The organism is Achromobacter sp. GQ309, from assembly GCF_059759315.1.
Genome location: NZ_JCAXDP010000006.1, coordinates 1 through 21,648, shown reverse-complemented (window position 1 = coordinate 21,648; position 21,648 = coordinate 1). Strand labels below are relative to the sequence as shown.

Here is a 21,648-nt window from a genome sequence, read left to right as displayed (position 1 = left end):
GTCCCCCCCCCCCGCAGCGCTTCGCGCTTCCCCCCAGGGGGCGCCGCTGCGGACCGGCGGAGCCCGGATCCGCGCGGCCCCGCTGCGGGGCACCCGTTAGAAGTCGACGGCGATTCTTGAACGCCGCTTAGGAGGCGCGGTGGCGTCTGAATTTGATCTGATTGCGCGCTACTTCACGCGTGCCGCGCCGGCCGACCTGTTAGGTGTTGGCGACGACTGCGCGCTGTTTCCTGTTCCGCCCGGTGAACAGGTGGCCACCAGCACGGATCTGCTGCTGGAAGGCCGGCATTTCTTTCCCGATGTTGATCCCAAAGCGCTGGGCCACAAGGCGCTGGCGGTGAATCTGTCCGACTTGGCTGCCATGGGCGCGCGCCCGATTGGCTGCGTGCTGGGCCTGGCGTTGCCCCACTTGCGTGAACCATGGCTGGCGGCGTTTGCCGACGGCTTTCACGCGTTGGCGGCGGCCCACGGTTGTCCGCTCATTGGTGGCGATACCACGCGCAGCGCGCATGATCTGGCGATCAGCGTGACGGTGTTCGGCTCGGTGCCGGTCGGACAGGCGCTGCGTCGCGACGGGGCGCAGGCGGGCGACGACATCTGGGTGTCCGGGGAACTGGGTGCGGCCGACGTGGCCTACCGGCTTCTGGACGGGCAGTACCCGGCCGACGCCACACTGCTGGCCGCCACGCGCGCCGCGCTGGAGTGGCCCGAGCCGCAAGTGGCGCTGGGCCTTGCGCTGCGCGGTCTAGCGAACGCAGCTATCGACCTGTCCGACGGCCTGTTGCAGGATTTGGGGCACATTCTGACCGCCAGCCGAGTCGGCGCCCGCCTGCAATTCGCGGATCTGCCGATGGCGCCCGCGCTGGCCGTTCTGGATGCGGCACCGCTGCAACGCGCGCTGCTGGGAGGTGGCGACGTCTACCAACTGTGTTTCACCGCGCCAGCGTCTCGGCGCGAAGCCGTGCTGGCGGCCGCCGCGTCTGCCGGCTCCCGGGTGACCCGCGTGGGCGAGATTTTGCCGCAGCCCGGCATGGCCGTCGTAGATGCGCACGGCCAGCCGCTGGCGGACCTGCCCGCCGGTTTCGATCACTTTCCCGCGGACTGATCCGCGGCCTCCTGTCGTTCTGACCCAACTCCCATGTCTTCCACTGATAAGCACTCCACCTCCATGCGCGATCGCAGCCGGGCCGCGTACCCGGCCGTGTCCTGGGTCTGCCGTGATCCCGGCCGGCTGATCGCGTTCGGCTTTGGCAGCGGACTGATCCGCCCTGCCTCCGGTACGTGGGGCACGCTGCTTGCTTGGGGCATCTGGGTGGCGGCGGCGCCTGCGGCGTCGGACCTGGCCATCGGCGTGTTCCTGACCTTGGCATTTCTGTATGGATGCTGGGCCTGCCATCGCGTCGGCCGAGAACTCCAGCAGCCGGATCATGTCGGAATGGTCTGGGATGAGATGGTGGCGTTCTGGCTGGTGCTGTGGCTGACGCCGGCCGGTTGGTTGTCGCAGGCGCTGGCGTTCGTGCTGTTCCGCACGTTCGACATCGTCAAGCCGCCACCCATCAAGTTCTTCGACGCCCATATCAAGGGCGGCTTCGGAGTCATGTGGGACGATATCGTGGCTGCCGGCTACGCCTTGCTGGTGATGGCGCTGGTGGCCCGCACAGGAGTCTTGGGATGAACGATCAGCTTGAAGGCGCGCGGACCAATCTGTCGGCCGCGCAGTTGTCGGAAGCGACGATACTCGGCCTGTCCGAACGATTGGGCGACGTGCTGCGGCAGCAGGGGTGGATGCTGGGCACCGCCGAATCCTGCACCGGCGGCCTGTTGGCCGGCGCTATTACCGCGGTGGCCGGTTCCAGCGAATGGTTCGAGCGCGGCTTCGTCACTTACAGCAACGACGCCAAGGTTACCGAACTGGAGGTGTCGCCTGAAACGCTGCATCACTTTGGCGCGGTCAGCGAACCCATCGCGCTGGAAATGGCCAACGGCGTGCTGCTGTCCGTGCCCAATGCGCACGTCGCGATGTCGACCACCGGCATCGCCGGTCCGGGCGGCGCCACGCCGGGCAAACCGGTGGGCATGGTGTGCTTCGGCTTTGCCATGCGGGTGGGCGACGGCATCAGCAGCCGCGCGGTGACGCATGTGTTCCAGGGCGACCGGGGGCAGGTGCGCCAGGCGGCGGTGGAGTTCGCGCTGCGGGCGGTGTTGGAATTTGCCGGCGTGCCAATCAACCGGCGCTGAAATCCCGCGCCGGTTTTACCGGCGCAGAATCCTGGCGTTAAAAAGCCAGCGCAGAAATTCCCGGCGCTGAAATGAAAAAAGCCGCTGCACCGTGCGTTTACGCACCGTGCAGCGGCTTTTGCCGCTTGTGGTCTGGCGAATCAGCGGACCGCGTTGATCGCGTCGCGCAGGCCCTTGGCGGCTTCAGCGGAGGCCTCGCGCCAATCGTCGCCGCCGCTGGCGTAGATGATGGCGCGCGACGAGTTGATCATCATGCCGTTGCGCGCCGCGTTGGCGCCGGCGTTCACCGTGGCGGTGATGTCACCGCCCTGTGCGCCGATGCCCGGCACCAGCAGGGGCAGGGCGTCGCCGATGCGCTGACGCACGGCGGCCAGTTCATTCGGGAACGTCGCACCCACCACCAGACCGCATTGGCCGTTGGCATTCCATTTGTCGGCCACCAGCCCCGCCACGTGCAGGTACAGCGGCTCGCCATTGTCCATCTTCAGGAATTGCAGGTCCGAGCCGCCGGGATTGGACGTGCGGCACAGGACGATCACACCGCGATCGCGCCACGCCAGGTAGGGTTCCACCGAGTCCAGACCCATGTACGGGCTGACGGTCAGCGCGTGCGCCTGGTAGCGCTCGTAGGCTTCGCGGGCGTAGTTTTCCGCGGTGGAGCCGATGTCGCCGCGCTTGGCGTCCAGCACGATGGGCAGGTCGGGGTGCTTGTCGCGGATGTGCTGGCACAGCGCTTCGAGCTGATCTTCGGCGCGGTGCGCGGCAAAGTACGCGATCTGCGGCTTGAAGCTGCAGGCATACGGCGCGGTGGCGTCGACGATGTCGCGGCAGAACTGGAAGATGGCGTCCGGCTTGTCCTGCAATTCGCGCGGAAAGCGCTGCGGGTCGGGATCCAGCCCGACTTGCAGGAGCGAGTTGCTGGTGGTCCAGGCGTGTTCGAGTTTTTGCAGGAAATTCATGGGATTCAGTGCAGTTTGACCCGCGGGCGCGTACGCCGCATCAGCAGGCGGGCCAGGGCGAGGGAGACGGTACGCGAGGCGCCCAGCACCGCGCGGTGGTGCATCAGGTGCAGGCTCATGTACATCAGGCGCGCCAGTGTACCGCTTACGAACAGTCCCCGTCCGGCGAGCTTGCCCATCAGGCTGCCCACGCCGGCGTCCTGGCCCAGCGACACCAGCGACCCGTGATCCTGGTAGACGTAAGGCTCGGTGGGCTCGGGGTTGTTGCGCAGCCGGGCCGTCAGTTTCTTGGCCAGGTAGTCGGCCTGCTGGTGCGCGGCCTGCGCGCGGGCCGGCACGGTGCGGCCGTCGCGCCACGGCGCCGCGCAGCAATCGCCCAGCGCCACGATGTGCGGGTCGGGCGATTCGAGCCGCTCGTTGACTTCGATCTGCCCCAGCTTGTTCAGCGGCAGTCCCAGGTCGGCCAGGAGCGCCGGACCCTTGATGCCCGCGGCCCACATGCACAATTGCGCCGGAAATTCGCGGCCGTCGGCCGTGCGCACGGTGTTGTCCGTTACCTCGGACACCCGGCAGGAGGTCTCGACGCGGATGCCCAGTTCGGTCAGGCGTTTGGTCGCCGCGACCGAAATCTTTTCGGGCAGCGCGGAAAGGATGCGCGGCGCGCCTTCGACCAGCGTGATCGCCAGATCGCGATCCGCGCGGAAGTTCGGCAGGCCATAGGCGCTGACGACGTGGCTGGCTTCGGTCAGTTCCACCGCCAGTTCCACGCCGGTGGCGCCGCCGCCGACGATCACCAGGTCCAGGCGCGCGGACGGATTGCGCACCTTGGCCTGGTCCACCAGCGCCATGGCCTTGAGCATGGTCAGGCGGAATTGCTCGGCGTTTTCGGTGGTGTCCAGCGTGACCGCATGTTCAGCCGCGCCTGGCGTGTTGAAGAAGTTGGACGTGCTGCCCAGCGCCAGCACCAGCGTGTCGTACGCCAGTTCGCGGCGCGGCAGGACTTCCTGGCCTTGCGCGTCGTTGACGGCGTCCACCGTGATCAACCGGCGTTCGCGGTCGATGCTTTCAAGACGGCCCTGGGTGAACGAGAAGCCGTCCAGGTGAGCCAGCATCAGGTACGAAAGGCCTTCCTGGTGGATGTCCAGCGTGCCCGCCGCCGCTTCATGCAGCGAAGGCTTCCAGATATGGAAGGGGCGGCTGTCGACCAGAGTGATGTGTTCGCGGCCGTGTGTACGGCCCAGTTTGGCGGCCAGTTCGAGGCCGCCTGCGCCACCGCCGACGATGACGATGCGCTTGGAGGGTGCTGACGTCGATTGAGGCATCATGGCTCCCAGTATAAATAGAGTCGCATCCCCGTCGCGGTGCGAACCCGTGTCAATGCATGACGAAACGGCTGATGGCCACCCCCACCCAGACCGTTCCGGCGAATATAAGCAGCAGCATCACCGCCGCGCTGCCCAGGTCCTTGGCCCGCCCCAGAAGGGGATGGCGTTCGACGGACAGCGCATCGGCAAGCGCTTCGATGGCGGAATTGAGCAGTTCCGCCGCCAGCACCATGACCACCACGCCCACCAGGAAGAACACTTCGACCGTGGTGCGGCCCAGAAAGAACGCCGCCGGAATCATCAGCACGGCCAGGGCCAGTTCCTGCCGGAAGGCCGCCTCGTATTTGACGGCCGCCTTCAGGCCCTGCCAGGAATAGCGCAGCGCATTGAGGATGCGGCGCGCGCCGCCGGTGCTCTTGAAGGGCGAGTGTTGCGGATCGTGGGTCATGGAATCGGAAGAAAGCCGTGGTGGCGGCTTTTTAACAGATAAGGGTTGCCCGCGTGGCACACCGCGTGCCTATGGGCAAACCCTAATTGTGACCCAACGGCAGCAGGCGCAGGATTCTGGTCAATTGGTAAGGCCACTTTACCGTTTCGTCCTGTCATCGAGCTGTCTTCCTCATGCCGATTCAGACTATCGAACCTCGCCGCCTGTATCGCCAGATCGCCGATCAGCTTCGCCTGCTGATCGAGGCCGGCGAGTTTCCGGCTGGTGCGCGGCTGCCGCCCGAGCGCGACCTGGCGCTGAAGCTGGGCGTGTCGCGGCCGTCGGTGCGTGAGGCGCTGATTGCGCTGGAGGTCGAAGGCTGGGTGGAGGTGCGCATGGGTTCGGGCGTGTACGTGCAAAGCCCGGGCGTCGCACCGCGCGCCAGCCTCACCGCCGAAAGCCCCCTTGAAACCATCCGCGCCCGCCGCACCATCGAAAGCGAGCTGGCCGCGCAGGCCGCACTGAATCCGGTGCCCGCGCTGGTGGAGGGCCTGCGCGAAGCCGTCGACGCCATGGAAGACGAGGCACGGGCCGGCAGCGTGCCCATCCGCGGCGACCGGCTGTTTCACCTGCGCGTGGCCGAAATGGCCAACAACGCCGTGCTGGTGCGCGTCGTGGGCGAACTCTTCGACGAACGCCACAACCCGCTTTCCGTGAAGCTGGGCGATTACTTCGAGAATTCCGACAGCTGGGCCGTCGCCATCACCGAACACCGCCGCGTCATCGACGCCATCGCGGCCGGTGACGAACAGGGCGCGCGGGCCGCCATGCGTGACCATCTTTCCTGCTCGTACGACCGCCTGATGGCCAGCTGGCCCGGCGCGGCCGAAGCGTTGCGCGCTGAATAGCAATGGCTGCCGGCGCCCTTTATGGGCGCCGATGGCAGATCGCAGTCGCAGTACGAAGGTGCAGCTCCAGTAGGTGAACTCCATATGTAAAACATGACGCGTGGCCGCCGAGCCCGCCACCTCAAAGAGAGGAGACAACATGAAGCCGAGCAACGCTATCAAAGTGCTGTTTGCCGCCGTCGCGCTAGCCGTCAGCGGCTCTGCACTGGCGCAGACCAAACTGAAGTGGGCGCACGTGTACGAGACTTCCGAACCGTTCCATACCTCGTCGGTGTGGGCCGCCCAGGAAATCGAGAAGCGCACCAACGGCCGCTATCACATCGATGTCTATCCGGCCTCGCAACTGGGCAAGGAAAACGACATCAACCAGGGCCTGACGCTCGGCACGGTGGATATGATCATTTCCGGGTCCAGCTTCGCGGCCAAGAGTTTTCCGCGCATCGGCGTCACCTACTATCCCTACACGTTCCGCAGCCCCGAGCACCTGATCGCCTACACCAAGAGCGACATCTACAAAGAGCTCACGCGCGGCTACGACGAAAAGAGCGGCAACCACATCGTCGCGACCACGTATTACGGCACGCGCCAGACGACGTCCAACAAGCCGTTCACCAAGTGCAGCGAGATGAAGGGCCTGAAGATCCGCGTGCCGGACGTGGCCGCGTACCTGGCCATGCCGCGTGCCTGTGGCGCCAACACCGCGCCCATTGCGTTTGCCGAGGTTTACCTGGCCCTGCAGAACGGCACGGTCGAGGCGCAGGAAAATCCCCTGACCACGATCGAGGCCAAGAAGTTCTACGAGGTGCAGAAGAACATCATCCTCACGGGCCACATCGTCGATCACCTGAACACGGTGATCTCCGGCAAGCTCTGGAAGAGCCTGTCGGACGAGGACAAGAAGATCTTTGCGGAAGTCGCGCAGCAGGCAGCGGAAAAGGCGTCGGCCGAGGTGGCGGCGTCCGAGAAAAAGATGGTCGACGTGTTCAAGCAGCGTGGCCTGACGGTGGCCGAGGTCAATATCGACGACTTCCGCAATACCGTGCTGGAGAAGGTGCCGTTCAAGCAGTACGGCTACGAGAAGTCGGACTGGGAAAAAATCCAGGCGGTGAAGTGAACCACGGCGGGCGGGCCGTTGCCGCGGCCCGCTGTGCCTGAATGCAGCGCCTGAATGCATCGCCTGACCGCATCGCTTCCGGCAATCGCCTGACGCGATAGCTTGACCGATCCCGCACGAGGGGAATTCCATGCACTCCAACGCGAAGGCCGCGCCGATGGCGGCCGTCAGCCATCCGCCGGAACAGCCGCCCGGCCCGCATCACGTCTCCTCGGTGGACGAGATCGTCCAGAGTTTCGAGGAAGCCGATCATCACGACGTCAGCCTGGCCGGCTACCAGCCGGAAGACTGGGTCTGTCTGGCGATGTTCTGGGCGATGGCGCTCTTGGTCTTCCTGCAGTTCTTTTCGCGCTACGTGCTGAACGATTCGTACGCCTGGACCGAGGAGCTGGCGGTGTACTGCCTGATCGGCGTGGTGTTTCTGGGATCGGCGATGTGCGTGCGCGCGTGCCGCCACATCCAGGTGGACTTTCTTTACCGCTACCTGCCCAAGCCCGCCGGCCGCGTGCTGTCCACGCTGATCGACATCCTGCGCACGGCCTTTTTTGGCTATGCGGTGTGGCTGACGTACCGCTACATCGTGCTGGTGGGCGACGAGCCCATGACCACGCTGTTCTGGAACAAGGCCTTCGTGTACTGGGTGGCGCTGGCCGGGTTCGCCATGATGTTCCTGCGATCGTTGCAGGTGTCTTGGCAGAACTGGCGGCAGGGCTATTCGATCCTGGAGAATCCCGCGGCCTATGAGTCGTTGGATTGAATTGCTGCACTGAATCGCTGGACAGAACCTCCCCCAATCCGCAGTGCCTTGCCAGGAGCGACACATGGGCACCCTGATAGGAAGCTTTCTGCTGTTGATGATCATGGGGCTGCCGGTGGCGGTCTCGATGGCGGGGGCCTCCCTGCTGTTTATCCTGATCTCCGGCAGCGTGCCGGACGTCGTCATTGCCCAACGCATGATCGCGGGCGTCGAGTCGTTTCCGCTGCTGGCCGTGCCGTTCTTCATCCTGGCCGGCAACCTGATGAACATCGCCGGCATCACGGGCCGCATCTACAACTTCGCGGTGGCGCTGGTGGGCTGGATGCGTGGCGGGCTGGGGCAGGTGAACATCATCGGCTCGGTGGTGTTTGCGGGCATGTCGGGCACCGCCATCGCCGACGCTGCCGGCCTGGGCACCATCGAGATCAAGGCTATGAAGGACCACGGCTACCAGACCGAATTCGCGGTCGGGGTGACGGCCGCGTCGGCCACGCTGGGTCCCATCATTCCGCCGTCGCTGCCGTTCGTCATCTACGGCATGATGGCCAACGTGTCGATCGGGTCGCTGTTTCTGGCAGGCCTGATCCCCGGCCTGGTGCTGACCATCCTGATGATGCTCACCGTCGCCTACTACGCGCGCCGCAACAACTGGGGCGGCGACGTGGCGTTCAACTGGAAGCGGCTGGGCGGCGCGGGGCTGGAAGTGCTGATCGTGCTGGCGTTTCCGCTGTCGATCTGGCTGATGACGCTGGCGGGCGTGTCGCCCAACATCGCCACCGGCATCTCGTTCGCGGCCCTGCTGCTGCTGGACTGGAAGTTCAACTTCTCGGCGGTCATGGCGCTGATGGCGCCGGTGATCCTGATCGGCGGCATGACGCTGGGCTGGTTCACGCCCACGGAAGCCGCGGTGGCCGCCGTGATCTGGGCGCTGTTCCTGGGGCTGGTGCGCTATCGCTCCATGACGTTCAAGACGCTGGCCAAGGCCTCGTTCGACACCATCGAGACCACCGCGTCCGTCCTGTTCATCGTGACGGCCGCGTCGGTGTTTGCATGGCTGCTGACCACCACGCAGGCGGCGCAGGCGCTGACGGACGCGATCCTGAGCGTGACGCAAAACAAGTGGGTGTTCCTGCTGATGGCGAACATCCTGATTTTGATCGTCGGGTGCTTCATCGACACCATCGCGGCCATCACCATCCTGGTGCCGATCCTGCTGCCCATCGTGCTGAAGCTGGGCATCGATCCGATCCACTTCGGGCTCATCATGACGCTGAACCTGATGATCGGGTTGCTGCATCCGCCCATGGGCATGGTGCTGTTCGTGCTGGCGCGGGTGGCCAAGCTGTCGGTCGAGCGCACCACGATGGCCATCCTGCCGTGGCTGGTGCCGCTGTTCGTGGCCCTGATCGCCATCACCTACGTCCCCCAGATCACCCTGTGGCTGCCCACCGCGATGGGCATGGCCGGCAAATAAGGAACCGCGAACATGTCAGGAAGACTGCAAGGCAAGACCGCCATCGTCACCGCCGCCGGGCAGGGTATTGGCCGCGCCGTGGCAATGGCCTACGCGAATGAGGGCGCCGACGTGCTGGCCGTGGACCTGAACGGGGCCGCGCTGGAAACCCTGTCCGGCTGCCGCACGCAGGTGCTGGACGTGACCGATGCGCGCGCGGTGCGCGCGCTGGCGCACGACGCGGGGGCGGTCGATGTGCTGTTCAATGGCGCGGGCTTCGTGCACGCCGGCACCATCCTGGACTGCGACGAAGACGCCTGGGATTTTTCGTTCAACCTGAATGTGCGCTCGATGTATCTGCTGATCCGCGCCTGCCTGCCGGCGATGCTGGCGCGTGGCTCGGGGTCCATCGTCAACATGGCGTCGGTGGCCGGCAGCATCAAGGGCGCGCCCAACCGCTGCGCCTACGGCGCCACCAAGGCGGCCGTCATCGGCCTGACCAAGGCGGTCGCCGCCGACTACGTGGGCCAGGGCATCCGCTGCAACGCGATCTGCCCGGGCACGGTCGAGTCGCCGTCCTTGCGCCAACGCATCGACGCGCAGGCGCTGGCCAGCGGCCAGCCTGTCGCGGCGGTCGAGGCCGCCTTCACCGCGCGCCAGCCGATGGGCCGCATCGGCCGCGCCGAAGAGATCGCCGCGCTGGCGGTGTATCTTGCCAGCGACGAATCCGCCTTCACCACCGGCACCGCACAAGTGATTGACGGCGGCTGGTCCAACTGACTTCTCTTTTTCCAGCAACAAGGAAACCGCTATGAAACTGATGCGATATGGCGCCAAGGGCGCAGAAAAGCCCGCGCTGATCGACGCCCAGGGCCAGGTCCGCGACCTGTCGTCCGTCGTTGCCGACATCACCGCCCAGACGCTCGTGCCCGCCAAGCTGGCGGAACTGCGCGCGCTGGATCCGGCATCGCTGCCGCTGGTGTCGCAACCGGGCCGCGTGGCGCCGCCGTGGAGCGGCATGGGCAAGTTCATCTGCATCGGCCTGAACTACGCGGACCACGCCGCCGAGTCCGGACTGCCGGTGCCGGCCGAGCCCGTCATCTTCATGAAGACGACGTCGGCCGTGGTGGGCTGCAACGATGCGGTCGTGCTGCCGCAGGATTCGGTCAAGACCGACTGGGAGGTCGAGCTGGGCGTGGTGATCGGCGAGAAGGCCCGCTATGTCAGCGAGGCCGACGCCATGAAGCACGTGGCCGGCTACTGCGTGGTCAACGACGTGTCCGAGCGCGAATACCAGATCGAACGCGGCGGCACCTGGGACAAGGGCAAGGGCTGCGACACGTTCGGCCCCATCGGCCCGTGGTTGGCGACGGCCGATGAAATCCCGAATCCGCAGGACCTGGAGATGTGGCTGGAGGTCAACGGCAAACGCTACCAGAACGGCAGTACCCGCACCATGGTGTTCGGCGTCGCGCAGTTGGTGTCGTACGTCAGCCGCTTCATGACGCTGTATCCCGGAGACCTCATCAGCACCGGCACGCCGCCCGGCGTGGGCATGGGCCAGAAGCCCGCGCCCGTCTACCTGAAGGCGGGCGACGAGATGAAACTGGGCATCGCCGGCCTGGGTGAACAGCGCCAGCGCGTCCACGCCTGGGATCCCGCGCTGATCGACGGCTGATCCGCTTCACCCTCTTGCCTTCCGGAGTCCTCATGTCGCAGACCGATACCGCAGTCATACGCATCCACCCGGCGGACAACGTGGTGATCGCCCGGCGCCAGCTAGTCAGTGGCACGCGGCTGGAAGGCGAGGGCGTGACGGTCGTGGGGCTGGTGCCGCCCGGCCACAAGGTGGCGGTGCGCGCCATCGCGGCCGGCGAGCCGGTGCGCCGCTACAACCAGATCATCGGCGTGGCGCGGCAGGATATCGCGCCCGGTCAGCACGTCCACACGCAGAACCTGGAGTTCTCGGATTTCGAGCGTGACTACGCGGTCGGGCAGGATGCGCATCCGACGGACTTTGTGGACGCGCCGGCCATGTTTGACGGCATCGTGCGCGCCGACGGCCGCATCGCCACCCGCAACTACATCGGCATCCTGACCAGCGTGAACTGCTCGGCCACGGTGGCCCGCGCCATCGCCGACCACTTCCGCCGCGACATCCGGCCCGAGGCGTTGGCCGCCTGTCCGAACGTGGACGGCGTCGTGGCGCTGACGCACGGCGCGGGCTGTGCCACCGGCAGCGACGGCGAACCGCTGCGCGTGCTGCGGCGCACGCTGGGCGGCTACGCGCGGCATGCCAACTTTGGCGGGCTGATGGTCGTGGGGCTGGGCTGCGAGACCAACCAGATCGGCGGGCTGATGGAGCAGGAGCACCTGCGCGAAAGCGGCATGCTGCATACGTTCAACATCCAGGATACGGGTGGCACGCGCAAGACGGTGGCGCGCGGGATCGAACTGGTCGAACGCATGCTGGAGCAGGCCAACCGTGTCGAGCGCCAGGCCGTGCCCGCCAGCCATTTGACCGTGGGCCTGCAATGCGGCGGGTCGGACGGCTATTCGGGCATCAGCGCCAACCCGGCGCTGGGTGCGGCGGTGGACCTGCTGGTGCGCCACGGCGGCACGGCGATCCTGTCCGAGACGCCCGAGATCTACGGTGGCGAACACCTGTTGACGCGCCGGGCGCAGACCCCCGCCGTGGCGGACAAGCTGCTGGCGCGCGTGCGATGGTGGGAAGACTACTGCGCCCGCAACGACGCCGAGATGGACAACAACCCCTCGGCCGGCAACAAGGCGGGCGGCCTGACCACCATCCTGGAAAAATCGCTGGGCGCCATCGCCAAGAGCGGCACGACCAACCTCACTGACGTCTATGAATACGCCGAGCCCGTGCACACCCGCGGACTGGTTTTCATGGACACCCCGGGCTACGACCCGGTCTCGGCCACCGGCCAGGTGGCCGGTGGCGCCAACCTGATCTGCTTCACGACCGGCCGCGGGTCCGCCTATGGCTGCGCGCCCGCACCATCGCTCAAGCTGTCCACCAACACGGCGCTGTGGCAGCGCCAGGCCGACGACATCGACATCAACTGCGGCGAAGTGGTCGACGGCGCGCAAAGCGTGGCGCAGATGGGCGAGCGAATTTTTCAGCTCATGCTGCAGACGGCGTCGGGCCGTCGCACCCGCAGCGAGACGCATGGCTACGGGCAAAACGAATTCGTTCCGTGGCAACTTGGCGCGGTGATGTAGCGAAGACGGCTCGGGGCGTGCTATACCCTGGCGTCGCCCCTTTTAGACATTGCGCACCCATGCTTGAACGTCTGAATTCCGAGTCATTGCCGCGTCTGCCCGCCGACGTGGAAAAGCCCAGCTACGACCGCAGCCGGCTGACGCCGGGCATCGTCCATCTGGGATTGGGCGCCTTTCACCGGGCGCATCAGGCGGTGGTCACGGACCAGGCCATGCAGGCCAGCGGCGACCTGAGCTGGGGCATCCTGGGCGTGTCCCTGCGCCATCCCGCCACGCGCGATGCGCTGACGCCGCAGGACGGCCTGTATACCCTTGCCGTGCGCGACGCCGGCCCGGACGGGCAGGACCGGGAACACCTGCGCATTGTGGGGTCCGTGCTGCGCGTGATGGTGGCCGACGAAGACCCCAACGCGGTCCTCGAACGCATCGCGTACCCGCAGACCCGCATCGTCAGCCTGACCGTGACGGAAAAGGGCTACAGCCACGAACCCGCCACCGGCCACCTGCGCTGGGACGATCCCGACATCCTGCACGACCTGGAAGACCCCATCCGGCCCCGCAGCACCATCGGCATTCTGGTGCACGGCTTGGCCTTGCGCCGCGAACGCGGCCTGCCGCCGATAACGCTGATGTCATGCGACAACCTGCGCGGCAACGGCGATACGCTGCGCAGCCTGGTGCTGGCGTTTGCGCTGCGGGTGGACGTGACGCTGGCCGACTGGATCGACCGCAATTGCACGTTCCCGAATTCCATGGTCGACCGCATCGTGCCGGCCACCGAAGACCAGGACCGCCAGCGGATCGCCGGCCGCCTGGGCGTCGAGGACGCCTGGCCCGTGCTGGGCGAGCCCTACCTGAACTGGGTCATCGAAGACAAGTTCGCCGCCGGCCGCCCGGCGTGGGACGCGCAGGGCGGCGCGACCTTCGTGAGCAACGCGGCGCCCTATGAACGGCTGAAGCTGCGCATGGTCAGCGGGCCGCATTCGGCGCTGGCCTACCTGGGCGCGACCCTGGGCCTGCACACCATGGCCGACGCCGCCAACACCCCGGCGCTGCGCGCGTTCATCGAGGCCATGATGCGCGAAGAGATCGCGCCCACCCTGCGCGGCATTCCCGAGGCGGGGCTGGTCGAGTACCGTCTGCGCTTCCTGAACCGGGTTTCCAATCCGGCGCTGCCGCATCCGCTGGCGCAGATCGTCATGGACGGTTCGCAAAAGCTGCCCCAACGCCTGCTGGACACGATCCGCGACCGCCTGCGCGCCGGCCACGGCATTGATCGCCTGTGCCTGGCGGTGGCCGCGTGGCTGAACTACCTGCGCGGCGAAGACGAGCAGGGCGGCGTTTACGCCATTCAGGATCCGATCGCGGCACGGCTGGACCGCCTGCTGTCGCGCGCCGAGGTGGCCGCGCACGCCGCCAAGCCGTCGCAGGCGGCGCAGCGGCGCGCAACGGTGCTGGCGCGCTTCAAACCCGTGTTCGGCGACCTGGGCGATTCGGCCGTGTTCGTTGAGTGCCTGACCAAGCATCTTGAAACGCTGCGCGAACACGGCGTCCTCCACGCCGTGAAAGCAGCCACTTAGGAGACCCGCATGGACGCCGACAGCCGCGTGACCGCCGATGATTGGGAACGCTGGGCCGAGGCGTGCCTGCTGGCGCAGGACTTTCCCGCCGACGACGCGCGGTACCTGGCCCACAGCCTGGCGCAGACCAGTCTGTGGGGCATCGATTCGCACGGCATCGCGCGGCTGCCGCATTACCTGAATCGCGTGGCGCACGGCTCGATCCTGGCCCGGCCCGACGTCCGCATCGCGCGCACTGGGCCGGGAACTGCGCAGGTGCATGGCGGCCGGGGGCAGGGCATCGTGGTGGCGCATCGGGCCAATGCGTTGGCCATCGAGATGGCCCGTGAGACCGGCGTGGCGGCGGTCGGCGTCAGCGATTCCTCGCACTGCGGGGCGATCGGGCTGTACAGCCGTGCGGCGGCCCGGGAGGGCTTGATCGGCATTGCCTTCACGCATTCGGATTCGATCGCCGCGCCCTATGGCGGGCGTGCAGCCTTCTTCGGCACCAATCCCATCTCGCTGGCCTTTCCGCGCGCGGACGGCGCGCCGCTATGCCTGGACATGGCCACGACCGCCATTCCGTGGAACCGCGTCATGAATGCCCGGCGCGACGGTGTCGCGTTGCCGGCGGGCGTGGCGCTGGACGAGAACGGCGCGGACTGCACCGCCGCGCACGCCGCACGCGCCCTGCGACCGCTGGGCGGCGAGGAATACGGCTACAAGGGCTATGGCCTTGCGATGATGGTCGAGCTGCTGTGTGGACCGCTGAACGGCAATCCGTTCGGCCCGCACATCTCGTCGATGTACGAGGCGCTGGACCAGCCGCGCGAACTGGGCGCGTTCTTCATCGTCATTGATCCGGCGCGCTTTGCCGGGGGCGCGGCGCTGGCTGCCGTGGTGGCGGGGATGGCCGTCGAGCTGTCGCAGGCGCCCGGCGCGCCCCGCATGCCCGGTGATCCGGAGGCCGACCACGAGCGGGAACGGCAACAGCTAGGTCTGCCCGTGCCGCCCGCGCTGTGGGACGAGATGCAGGCCTGGAGCAGCCGGCTGGGCGTCGCGCTGCCGGCGACGCGCCAGGCGTAGTGGCGTAACGCGCGGCCCTGTTCCTACACCCCCAGGTACTGCAGCAGCCGCGCTTCGTCGTCCAGGAATTCCTGCGACGTACCCGTCCACGCAACGCGCCCCTTTTCCACGATGGCGTGGCGGTCGGCGGTGGCCAGCAGCGGCTCCAGGTTCTTATCGATGCACAGCACGGCTAGACCGGTCTGCTTCAGCGTCTCCAGCGCGGCCCAGATTTCTTCGCGCACGACGGGCGCGAGCCCTTCGGTCGCTTCATCCAGAATCAGTAGCCGGGGATTGGTCAGCAATGCGCGGCCGATGGCCAGCATCTGCTGTTCGCCGCCCGACAGGTGACTGCCCAAATGTTTGGCGCGTTCAGACAGGCGCGGGAACAGCGCGTACACCCGTTCCAGCGTCCAGGGCTGCGCGACGCCTTGCCGGTTGTGCGCGGTGGCCACCAGGTTCTCGCGCACCGACAGGTTGGGAAAGACGTGACGGCCTTCGGGCACCAGCCCGATGCCGCACTGCGCGACCTTGTAGGGAGGCAGCCGCCCGATGTCCGCGCCATCGAAAGTGATGGCGCCGCGCGAGGCGGAATTCAGGCCCATCACCGCCTTGACGGTGGTGGACTTGCCCATGCCGTTGCGTCCCAGCAGGGTCACAAATTCTCCCGGCGCGATGTCCAGGTCGATGCCGAAGAGCGCCTGGCTGGCGCCGTAATGCGCGGTGACGCCGCGTAGCGAGAGCAGGGCAGTCATGCGCGGGCCTCCCGGGTGCGGCCGCGCTCGCTGCCCAGATAGCATTCGCGAACCTGCGGATCGTCGCGGATCTGGTCGGCGGTGCCGCACGCGAGCGCGCGGCCGTACACCAGCACGGTGATGCGGTCGGACAGGGCGAAGACGGCCTGCATGTCGTGTTCCACCAGCAATATCGTGTAGCGGCCGCGCAGCGACAGCAGCAGTCGCGTCATGGCCTCGGATTCGTGCTGGCTCATGCCCGCCATGGGCTCGTCCAGCAGCAGCAGCGACGGCTGGCACGCCAGCACCATGGCCAGTTCAAGCTGGCGCAGCTCGCCGTGGGCAAGTTCGCTGGCCGGCGTGTTCTCGCGCGCGGACAGGCCTGCCAGTGCCAGCGCCTCGCGGGCCGGTTCGGTCAACGCCGGTGTCGACAGCACGGGCCGCCAGAACCGGAAGCTGTGGCCGCGCCGCGCCTGCACCGCCATCGCCACGTTCTCCAGCGCGGTGAACGGTTTGAAGACCGAGGTGATCTGATACGAACGCGCCAGGCCGTGTCGCACGCGTTTTTCCACCGGCATGCGCGTGACATCCTTGCCGTCGAGCAGCACGCGACCGGCGTCGGGCCGAAGCTCGCCGCTCAGCTGCCCGATCAGCGTGGTCTTGCCGGCGCCGTTGGGGCCGATCACGGCGTGCAGCTCGCCGCTGGCCACGTCCAGCGACAGCTTGTCGGTGACCGTCAGCCCACCGTAGCGCTTTTCCAGGTTCTCGATGCGCAAGGCGCTCATTGCGGCTCTCCGGTGGGGTGGGGCGCCGTCTTGCTGGGCAGACGCCACGGCGCGGGCGACAGGCTGCCGTAGACACCGCGCCGCGAGGCAAGCACCACGCCGACGATCAACAGGCCCATGACCAGCATCCAGTGCTCGGTGATGAGCTTCAATCCTTCCTCCAGCAGCAGGAACGCCAGCGCGCCCGCCACCGGGCCGAACAGCGTGCCGATGCCGCCCAGCGCCACCATCACGATCAGTTCGCCGGAGGTCGTCCACGCCAGGTACGACGGCGATACGTACATGGTCAGGTTCGCCAACAACACGCCCGCGACGCCGCAGATGACGGCGGAGATCACATAGGCGGCAAGCCGGTAACGCAGTGTGGGAAAGCCCAGCGCGCGCATGCGGCGCTCGTTGGCCTGGCAGCCGCGCAGGGCCATGCCGAAGGGCGCGTGGATCAACCGGTGCATCAGCCACAGCACCAGCAGCAGCACGCCGAAGGCCGTGCAATACAGCGCGAGCGGCGTGTCCAGCCGGAAGAGGCCAAAGTCGCTGCCGGCAAAGAGCGACATGCCGTCGTCGCCGCCGAAGCCTTCCAGCCCCGTCGCCAGAAAATAGAACATCTGGGCGAAGGCGAGCGTGATCATGATGAACGCGATGCCGTTGGTGCGCATGACCACATACCCGCTGACGATCCCGACGACCGCGCACGCGCCGATGGCGCCAGCAAGATGCCACCAGCCGCTTTCGATGCCGTAGTGCGACAGCACGCCGACGGAGTATGCCCCAAGGCCCAGATACAGCGCATGGCCGAAGCTCACCATGCCGCCGTAGCCCAACAGCAGATTGAGCGCCAGCGCCGCAATGCCATATACAAGCACGCGGCCGAACAGGGCCAGCAAAAACGGCTCGCCCTGCCACTGCGCGTACAGCGGCACCAGGGCGAACAACAGCAGCAGCGCGGCGGCGGCCAGCGTGCGGGGAGATAACTTGAACATGGCGTCGCCGTCCTTATCCGTGCCTGACGGGAAACAGGCCTTGCGGCCGCATCGCAAGCACCAGCGCCATGACGATGTAGATCAGCATCGACGCGATGGCGGGGCCTGCGGCATTGGCCGCGGCCGGGGGCAGGGCGGCGCGCAGCAGGGTCGGCAGCAGCGCGCGGCCCAGCGTGTCGATCAGCCCGACCATCAGCGCGGCCAGGAACGCGCCGCGCACCGAGCCGATGCCGCCGATCACGATGACGACCAGTGTCAGGATCAGAATGGGTTCGCCCATGCCCGTCTGCGCCGACAGAATGGGACCAGCCATCAGTCCGGCCAGGCCCGCCAGCACCGCGCCCAGCACAAACAGCAGCGTGTTCAGGCGCGCGATGTTCACGCCCAGTGCGCCGACCATCATGCGGTCCGTGGACCCGGCGCGGATCAGCATGCCGAGCCGCGTGCGATGGATCAGCAGGTAACACCCCGCCGCAACCAGCAGCCCGACCACGATGATGAGAAACCGGTACAGCGGATACGTGACCCCCAGGATGGCGATGGTGCCGGACAGCCAGGACGGCAGCCCCATGCTGATCGGCGCGGGTCCCCACAGGATGCGGGTCAGTTCATTGAAGAACAGGATGAAGCCGAACGTGGCCAGCACCTGGTCCAGGTGATCGCGCGGATACAGCCGCGCCAGCGCGATCCGGTCCAGCAGCAGCCCGAGCAGCGCCATGCCCGCGACGACCGCGGCGGCGGCCAGCAGGAACGAGCCGGTGTGCCGGAACACGGTGGCCGCGATGAACGCGCCCATCATGTACAGCGACCCGTGCGCCAGGTTGATGAAATTCATGATGCCGAACACCAGCGTCAAGCCGGCGGCCAGCAGGAACAGCAGGATGCCGAGTTGCAGGCCGTTCAAGGCCTGCACCAGCAGCAGCGTCGTGGACATGGCTACACCCCCTTGCTGGCGGCCCTCGGGGCCGCCCGCTTCACTTCATGACGCACTGGGCGGCGTACTGGTCAGAGACCTTGGACAGGTCGGGGAAGATGGGGCCCTTGTTGACGAACGCGACCTTGCCGTCGGCGTTCTCGGCCACGTCGGCTCGGAAGAACCCGGCCACGGGGAAGTGGTTGGGCTGATAGCGGAATTCGCCGCGCACGGATTGGAAGTCGGCGGCTTCCAGCGCCTTGCGCAACGCGTCCTTGTCGTCGGTCTTGCCGCCGGTCTTCTTGAGCGCCGAGCCGATCAACTGGGCGGCGTCATAGGATTGCGCGGCGTAGCTGGACGGCTCGCGTCCATATTTCTGACGGAAGGCTGCGGCAAAGGCCTTGTTGGCGGCGTTGTCCAGGTCGGGCGAATACGGCACGTTGGTGACGGCGCCCAACGCGTCCTTTTGCAACGCGGGCAGCGTGGCGCCGTCGATGGTGTCCACCGACAGCAGGGGGATCTTGCCGAAGAGTCCGGCCTGGCGGTACTGCTTGATGAAGTTCACGCCCATGCCGCCAGGAAAGAAGACGTATGCGGCGTCGGGCTTGGCGTCGGCCAGCGCGGCCAGTTCGACGGAGTAGTCGGGCTGGTTGACCTGCGTGAACACTTCGTTGACGACGTCGCCTTTGTAGAAGCGCTTGAAGCCGGCCATGGCGTCCTTGCCGGCTTGGTAGTTGGGGGCCAGCAGATAGACCTTCTTGAACCCCATCTGGTTGGCCATTTCGCCGCTGCCTTCGTGGCGCTGGGTGTTGTTCCAGGATGTGGAGAAGAAGAACGGCGAACAGTCCTTGCCGGCAAGATTGGTGGGGCCGGCGTTGGAGCCCACGAGGAAGACGCCGGCGCTGGTCACAGGCCGCACGACGGCGAGCATGACGTTGGAGTAGACGACGCCGGTGATGATGGGGACTTTGTCGCTTTGCACGAGCTTGCGGGCGGCCTGGACGCCGACCTCTGGCTTGAACTGATCGTCTTCCTTGATGACCTGCACGGCCACGCCGCCGAGCTTGCCGCCGCCTTGGTCGACGGCGAGCATGAAGCCGTCGAGCTGGTCTTGGCCGAGCACGGAGCCGGGGCCGGTCAGCGTGGTCAGCAGGCCGATCTTGACGTCGGCTTGGGCGGTCGCGTGTAGCGACAGCCCGAGCACCGCGGCGGCGGCCAGCGTATGGATGCGTTTCATGTGATTCCCCTTGCTATGCCGTGTGTCACGGTCGTGGATGTGATGGCGCGCGGGTGCGTGGATTCGCTGGCGCGTGGTTTCACTGCTGCGCTACTGCATTGCTGCCCTAACTCATTGCAGCCCTATTTCATTGCTGCGCCTGCAAGCCAAAGAAGGTCATCGTGTTGCGGAACAGAATCTTCTGCTGCACGCCGGGCACCAGGTCGGCGTGGGTGACGAGCTTGCCGACTTCCTGTTCGCCCAGCGGATAGGGGTAGTCGGAGCCGAGCAGGACGCGGTCTTCGCCCATGACGTCGATGAGCAGGCGTAGCGATCGCGGGTCGAAGACGGCGCTGTCGGTGTAGAAGCGGTCGGTGTAAGACGATGGCGGATGCGGGCAGTCTTCGCGGACGATGTCGCGATGGCGCCAGGCGTTGTCGACCCTTCCGAGCAAGTACGCAAAGCTGCCGCCGCCGTGGGCGAAGCACAACTTGAGGCTGCGGGGAATGCGTTCGAAGGCGCCGGAAAGGATCAGCGACAGAATGCCGAGCTGGGTTTCGGCGGGCATGGCGACAAGCCACGGCAGCATCCATTTCTTCATGCGGCCGTCGGTCATCATGTCCCACGGATGCACGAGGACGGGAATGTCGTCGTTGGCGCAGTGGATGAGGAACCGGACAAGCGTGTCGTCGTCGAGGTCGCGCGGGCCGACGTGGTTGCCGATCTGGACGCCCAGGTGGCCGGCGGCGCGTGATCGGGACGCTTCGCGGCAGGCGAGGTCGAGGTCCTGCAGGGGCACTTGGGCCAGGGATTTGAGGCGCGCGGGGGCGTGGGCGCAGTGTTCGAGCGCCAGGTCGTTCATGCGTGCGGCCCAATCGGCGGCAGCCTGCGCGGGGTAGGTGTAGCCGAACATGATGGGCGTGGCGCACAGGATTTGAACATCGACGCCGTGACGGTCCATCTGCTCGATGCGCAGCGCGGGATCCCAGAGGGTGGCGTCGACGGGGCGGAACGGGCGGTCGCCAGCCATGATCTGGCCGGTCGTGCCGTTGCCGTCGGGACGCAGCCAGGGCGCGTTGACGGGGTCGAGCGCAGCGGCTTCCTGCCGGGTGATCGGCGGGAAGAAGTGCGCGTGCATGTCGATTTTCTGGATCATCTTAGGTGGATGCCTGGGCGGGGGTGGGCTGCGCGGACGGGGCTTGGCCTTTGCCGGGATGTATTTCGCCGCAGCCGGGGCAGGTGCGTTTTTCCTGGCTTTGGTAGAAGGCCTGGAAGAGCGGGGGCAGGTCGGTAACGATGCTCTTGAGCTGGACTTCGACGCGATGCACGAGGTGGCGGCAATGCGGGCAGTACCACTCGAATCCGTCGAGCAGGCCTTCTGGGCGCTGGCGTTCGATGACGAGACAGGCGCTGTCGGTTTCGGGGCGTTGGGGGGAGTGGCGGACGTGCGGGGGCAAGAGGAAGATGTCGCCTTCCTTCAAGTCGACGCGTTCGGGTTTGCCGTCGATCCACAAGGAAAGCCAGGCGTTGCCGCGTATCTGGTAGAAGAACTCTTCCAGCGGGTCGTCGTGGTAGTCGGTGCGATGGTTGGGTCCGCCGACTACGGTGACGATGAAGTCGCTGTCTTGCCAGATCTGCTGGTTGCCGACGGGGGGCTTGAGCAGATGCGCGTGGTCTTGGATCCAGCGCTGGAAATTCAACGGCGGGCCGTAGGCAGGCATGAGGAACTCCGTGGGTGTCGCTTGATGAGGGAGAGTCTAGGCGGGGGAGCGGGGGGCTGCACAATAGAAATTGTGGGGGTGGATATGCGGGTTATCTATCGCGGGGTTTCCCTGGTGGCCTCGGTCGTGTAGCGCAGACGGCCGGCTTCGAAGCGCGAAGCGGTTCACTGGCGAGCGGATTGATCTTGAGAGGAATGGGACGGTCTTGGTGCCTGCGGATTGTTCTTAAGACGCCGGGCGCGTCGTCG

The 21,648-nt window shown here is 66.6% G+C and carries 22 protein-coding genes; 12 read left to right on the top strand and 10 right to left on the bottom strand.

Annotation, left to right across the window (positions count from 1 at the left end):
• Positions 1-139 precede the first annotated feature (139 nt).
• The 3 genes from thiL (at position 140) to AC6CIE_RS19380 (ending at position 2,238) form a co-directional block, all read left to right on the top strand.
• A complete protein-coding gene (gene thiL / locus AC6CIE_RS19390) occupies positions 140-1,105 on the top strand; it encodes a thiamine-phosphate kinase (protein WP_498093430.1) in 966 nt (321 codons plus the stop codon).
• Positions 1,106-1,168: 63 nt separating this feature from the next.
• Positions 1,169-1,675 (top strand): phosphatidylglycerophosphatase A family protein, encoded by a 507-nt coding sequence (locus tag AC6CIE_RS19385; RefSeq protein ID WP_498093802.1) that lies wholly within the window; start codon positions 1,169-1,171, stop codon positions 1,673-1,675.
• A complete protein-coding gene (locus AC6CIE_RS19380) occupies positions 1,672-2,238 on the top strand; it encodes a CinA family protein (RefSeq protein WP_498093428.1) in 567 nt (188 codons plus the stop codon). The genes AC6CIE_RS19385 and AC6CIE_RS19380 overlap by 4 nt, the downstream gene beginning before the upstream one ends.
• A gap of 140 nt (positions 2,239-2,378) precedes the next feature.
• Here AC6CIE_RS19380 and pyrF read toward each other — a convergent pair whose 3' ends face one another.
• Genes pyrF through AC6CIE_RS19365 form a run of 3 tightly spaced genes read right to left on the bottom strand, consistent with a single transcriptional unit; the run spans position 2,379 to position 4,970 of the window.
• Positions 2,379-3,197 carry an orotidine-5'-phosphate decarboxylase gene (pyrF, locus tag AC6CIE_RS19375; RefSeq protein ID WP_175122568.1) on the bottom strand — a complete coding sequence of 273 codons (819 nt, stop codon included), beginning with the start codon at positions 3,195-3,197 and terminating at the stop codon, positions 2,379-2,381.
• A 5-nt stretch (positions 3,198-3,202) separates the two neighbouring features.
• Positions 3,203-4,522 carry an NAD(P)/FAD-dependent oxidoreductase gene (locus AC6CIE_RS19370; protein ID WP_343737341.1) on the bottom strand — a complete coding sequence of 440 codons (1,320 nt, stop codon included), beginning with the start codon at positions 4,520-4,522 and terminating at the stop codon, positions 3,203-3,205.
• A gap of 49 nt (positions 4,523-4,571) precedes the next feature.
• A complete protein-coding gene (locus AC6CIE_RS19365; RefSeq protein ID WP_056325453.1) occupies positions 4,572-4,970 on the bottom strand; it encodes a diacylglycerol kinase in 399 nt (132 codons plus the stop codon).
• Positions 4,971-5,143: 173 nt separating this feature from the next.
• On the opposite strand from AC6CIE_RS19365, the gene AC6CIE_RS19360 reads away from it, so the two are divergent.
• The 9 genes from AC6CIE_RS19360 to AC6CIE_RS19320 all read left to right on the top strand — a co-directional run bounded on the left by AC6CIE_RS19360 (position 5,144) and on the right by AC6CIE_RS19320 (position 15,072).
• Entirely contained in the window at positions 5,144-5,857 is a 714-nt protein-coding gene (locus AC6CIE_RS19360; protein ID WP_175122570.1) for a FadR/GntR family transcriptional regulator, read from the top strand.
• Between the two features lie 139 nt (positions 5,858-5,996).
• Entirely contained in the window at positions 5,997-6,971 is a 975-nt protein-coding gene (locus AC6CIE_RS19355) for a sialic acid TRAP transporter substrate-binding protein SiaP (RefSeq protein ID WP_175122571.1), read from the top strand.
• 130 nt (positions 6,972-7,101) lie between these two features.
• Complete coding sequence (locus tag AC6CIE_RS19350) at positions 7,102-7,728, top strand: TRAP transporter small permease (protein WP_498093426.1); 627 nt, start codon at positions 7,102-7,104, stop codon at positions 7,726-7,728.
• A 64-nt stretch (positions 7,729-7,792) separates the two neighbouring features.
• Entirely contained in the window at positions 7,793-9,202 is a 1,410-nt protein-coding gene (locus tag AC6CIE_RS19345) for a TRAP transporter large permease (RefSeq protein ID WP_175122573.1), read from the top strand.
• Positions 9,203-9,214: 12 nt separating this feature from the next.
• Positions 9,215-9,961 carry an SDR family oxidoreductase gene (locus AC6CIE_RS19340; RefSeq protein ID WP_498093424.1) on the top strand — a complete coding sequence of 249 codons (747 nt, stop codon included), beginning with the start codon at positions 9,215-9,217 and terminating at the stop codon, positions 9,959-9,961.
• A 31-nt stretch (positions 9,962-9,992) separates the two neighbouring features.
• Complete coding sequence (locus AC6CIE_RS19335; RefSeq protein WP_498093422.1) at positions 9,993-10,859, top strand: fumarylacetoacetate hydrolase family protein; 867 nt, start codon at positions 9,993-9,995, stop codon at positions 10,857-10,859.
• Between the two features lie 32 nt (positions 10,860-10,891).
• The gene (locus AC6CIE_RS19330; RefSeq protein WP_175137541.1) at positions 10,892-12,427 is read left to right on the top strand and encodes a UxaA family hydrolase; all 1,536 of its coding nucleotides are present in this window, start codon (positions 10,892-10,894) and stop codon (positions 12,425-12,427) included.
• A 59-nt stretch (positions 12,428-12,486) separates the two neighbouring features.
• Positions 12,487-14,007, top strand: coding sequence for a mannitol dehydrogenase family protein (locus AC6CIE_RS19325; protein WP_498093420.1), 1,521 nt, complete (start codon positions 12,487-12,489; stop codon positions 14,005-14,007).
• Positions 14,008-14,016: 9 nt separating this feature from the next.
• Positions 14,017-15,072 carry an Ldh family oxidoreductase gene (locus AC6CIE_RS19320; protein WP_498093418.1) on the top strand — a complete coding sequence of 352 codons (1,056 nt, stop codon included), beginning with the start codon at positions 14,017-14,019 and terminating at the stop codon, positions 15,070-15,072.
• A gap of 23 nt (positions 15,073-15,095) precedes the next feature.
• Here the strand turns inward: AC6CIE_RS19320 and AC6CIE_RS19315 are convergent, their stop codons facing one another.
• The 7 genes from AC6CIE_RS19315 to AC6CIE_RS19285 all read right to left on the bottom strand — a co-directional run bounded on the left by AC6CIE_RS19315 (position 15,096) and on the right by AC6CIE_RS19285 (position 21,400).
• On the bottom strand, positions 15,096-15,806 hold the full coding sequence (locus tag AC6CIE_RS19315; RefSeq protein ID WP_498093416.1) for an ABC transporter ATP-binding protein: 711 nt from the start codon (positions 15,804-15,806) through the stop codon (positions 15,096-15,098).
• Positions 15,803-16,570, bottom strand: a complete 768-nt coding sequence (locus AC6CIE_RS19310) for an ABC transporter ATP-binding protein (protein WP_498093414.1) — start codon at positions 16,568-16,570, stop codon at positions 15,803-15,805. Before AC6CIE_RS19310 ends, AC6CIE_RS19315 begins: the two co-directional genes overlap by 4 nt.
• Positions 16,567-17,550 (bottom strand): branched-chain amino acid ABC transporter permease, encoded by a 984-nt coding sequence (locus tag AC6CIE_RS19305; protein ID WP_498093412.1) that lies wholly within the window; start codon positions 17,548-17,550, stop codon positions 16,567-16,569. Before AC6CIE_RS19305 ends, AC6CIE_RS19310 begins: the two co-directional genes overlap by 4 nt.
• A 13-nt stretch (positions 17,551-17,563) precedes the next feature.
• A complete protein-coding gene (locus tag AC6CIE_RS19300) occupies positions 17,564-18,484 on the bottom strand; it encodes a branched-chain amino acid ABC transporter permease (RefSeq protein ID WP_498093410.1) in 921 nt (306 codons plus the stop codon).
• Positions 18,485-18,524: 40 nt separating this feature from the next.
• Positions 18,525-19,700, bottom strand: a complete 1,176-nt coding sequence (locus tag AC6CIE_RS19295) for an ABC transporter substrate-binding protein (protein WP_498093408.1) — start codon at positions 19,698-19,700, stop codon at positions 18,525-18,527.
• Positions 19,701-19,827: 127 nt separating this feature from the next.
• Positions 19,828-20,835 (bottom strand): amidohydrolase family protein, encoded by a 1,008-nt coding sequence (locus AC6CIE_RS19290; protein ID WP_498093406.1) that lies wholly within the window; start codon positions 20,833-20,835, stop codon positions 19,828-19,830.
• A gap of 1 nt (position 20,836) precedes the next feature.
• Positions 20,837-21,400, bottom strand: coding sequence for a 3-hydroxyanthranilate 3,4-dioxygenase (locus AC6CIE_RS19285; protein WP_175122585.1), 564 nt, complete (start codon positions 21,398-21,400; stop codon positions 20,837-20,839).
• Positions 21,401-21,648 lie beyond the last annotated feature (248 nt).

Excerpts from the sequence above, each read along its gene's own strand:
- pyrF (WP_175122568.1), bottom strand. The coding sequence starts at position 3,197 with ATGAATTTCCTGCAAAAACTCGAACACGCCTGGACCACCAGCAACTCG.
- AC6CIE_RS19380 (WP_498093428.1), top strand. The coding sequence starts at position 1,672 with ATGAACGATCAGCTTGAAGGCGCGCGGACCAATCTGTCGGCCGCGCAG.
- AC6CIE_RS19300 (WP_498093410.1), bottom strand. The coding sequence starts at position 18,484 with ATGTCCACGACGCTGCTGCTGGTGCAGGCCTTGAACGGCCTGCAACTC.
- AC6CIE_RS19360 (WP_175122570.1), top strand. The coding sequence starts at position 5,144 with ATGCCGATTCAGACTATCGAACCTCGCCGCCTGTATCGCCAGATCGCC.
- AC6CIE_RS19295 (WP_498093408.1), bottom strand. The coding sequence starts at position 19,700 with ATGAAACGCATCCATACGCTGGCCGCCGCCGCGGTGCTCGGGCTGTCG.
- AC6CIE_RS19385 (WP_498093802.1), top strand. The coding sequence starts at position 1,169 with ATGCGCGATCGCAGCCGGGCCGCGTACCCGGCCGTGTCCTGGGTCTGC.
- AC6CIE_RS19350 (WP_498093426.1), top strand. The coding sequence starts at position 7,102 with ATGCACTCCAACGCGAAGGCCGCGCCGATGGCGGCCGTCAGCCATCCG.
- AC6CIE_RS19320 (WP_498093418.1), top strand. The coding sequence starts at position 14,017 with ATGGACGCCGACAGCCGCGTGACCGCCGATGATTGGGAACGCTGGGCC.
- AC6CIE_RS19310 (WP_498093414.1), bottom strand. The coding sequence starts at position 16,570 with ATGAGCGCCTTGCGCATCGAGAACCTGGAAAAGCGCTACGGTGGGCTG.
- AC6CIE_RS19305 (WP_498093412.1), bottom strand. The coding sequence starts at position 17,550 with ATGTTCAAGTTATCTCCCCGCACGCTGGCCGCCGCCGCGCTGCTGCTG.
- AC6CIE_RS19340 (WP_498093424.1), top strand. The coding sequence starts at position 9,215 with ATGTCAGGAAGACTGCAAGGCAAGACCGCCATCGTCACCGCCGCCGGG.
- AC6CIE_RS19370 (WP_343737341.1), bottom strand. The coding sequence starts at position 4,522 with ATGATGCCTCAATCGACGTCAGCACCCTCCAAGCGCATCGTCATCGTC.
- AC6CIE_RS19330 (WP_175137541.1), top strand. The coding sequence starts at position 10,892 with ATGTCGCAGACCGATACCGCAGTCATACGCATCCACCCGGCGGACAAC.
- AC6CIE_RS19335 (WP_498093422.1), top strand. The coding sequence starts at position 9,993 with ATGAAACTGATGCGATATGGCGCCAAGGGCGCAGAAAAGCCCGCGCTG.
- AC6CIE_RS19290 (WP_498093406.1), bottom strand. The coding sequence starts at position 20,835 with ATGATCCAGAAAATCGACATGCACGCGCACTTCTTCCCGCCGATCACC.
- AC6CIE_RS19315 (WP_498093416.1), bottom strand. The coding sequence starts at position 15,806 with ATGACTGCCCTGCTCTCGCTACGCGGCGTCACCGCGCATTACGGCGCC.
- AC6CIE_RS19345 (WP_175122573.1), top strand. The coding sequence starts at position 7,793 with ATGGGCACCCTGATAGGAAGCTTTCTGCTGTTGATGATCATGGGGCTG.
- AC6CIE_RS19355 (WP_175122571.1), top strand. The coding sequence starts at position 5,997 with ATGAAGCCGAGCAACGCTATCAAAGTGCTGTTTGCCGCCGTCGCGCTA.
- AC6CIE_RS19285 (WP_175122585.1), bottom strand. The coding sequence starts at position 21,400 with ATGCCTGCCTACGGCCCGCCGTTGAATTTCCAGCGCTGGATCCAAGAC.
- AC6CIE_RS19325 (WP_498093420.1), top strand. The coding sequence starts at position 12,487 with ATGCTTGAACGTCTGAATTCCGAGTCATTGCCGCGTCTGCCCGCCGAC.
- AC6CIE_RS19365 (WP_056325453.1), bottom strand. The coding sequence starts at position 4,970 with ATGACCCACGATCCGCAACACTCGCCCTTCAAGAGCACCGGCGGCGCG.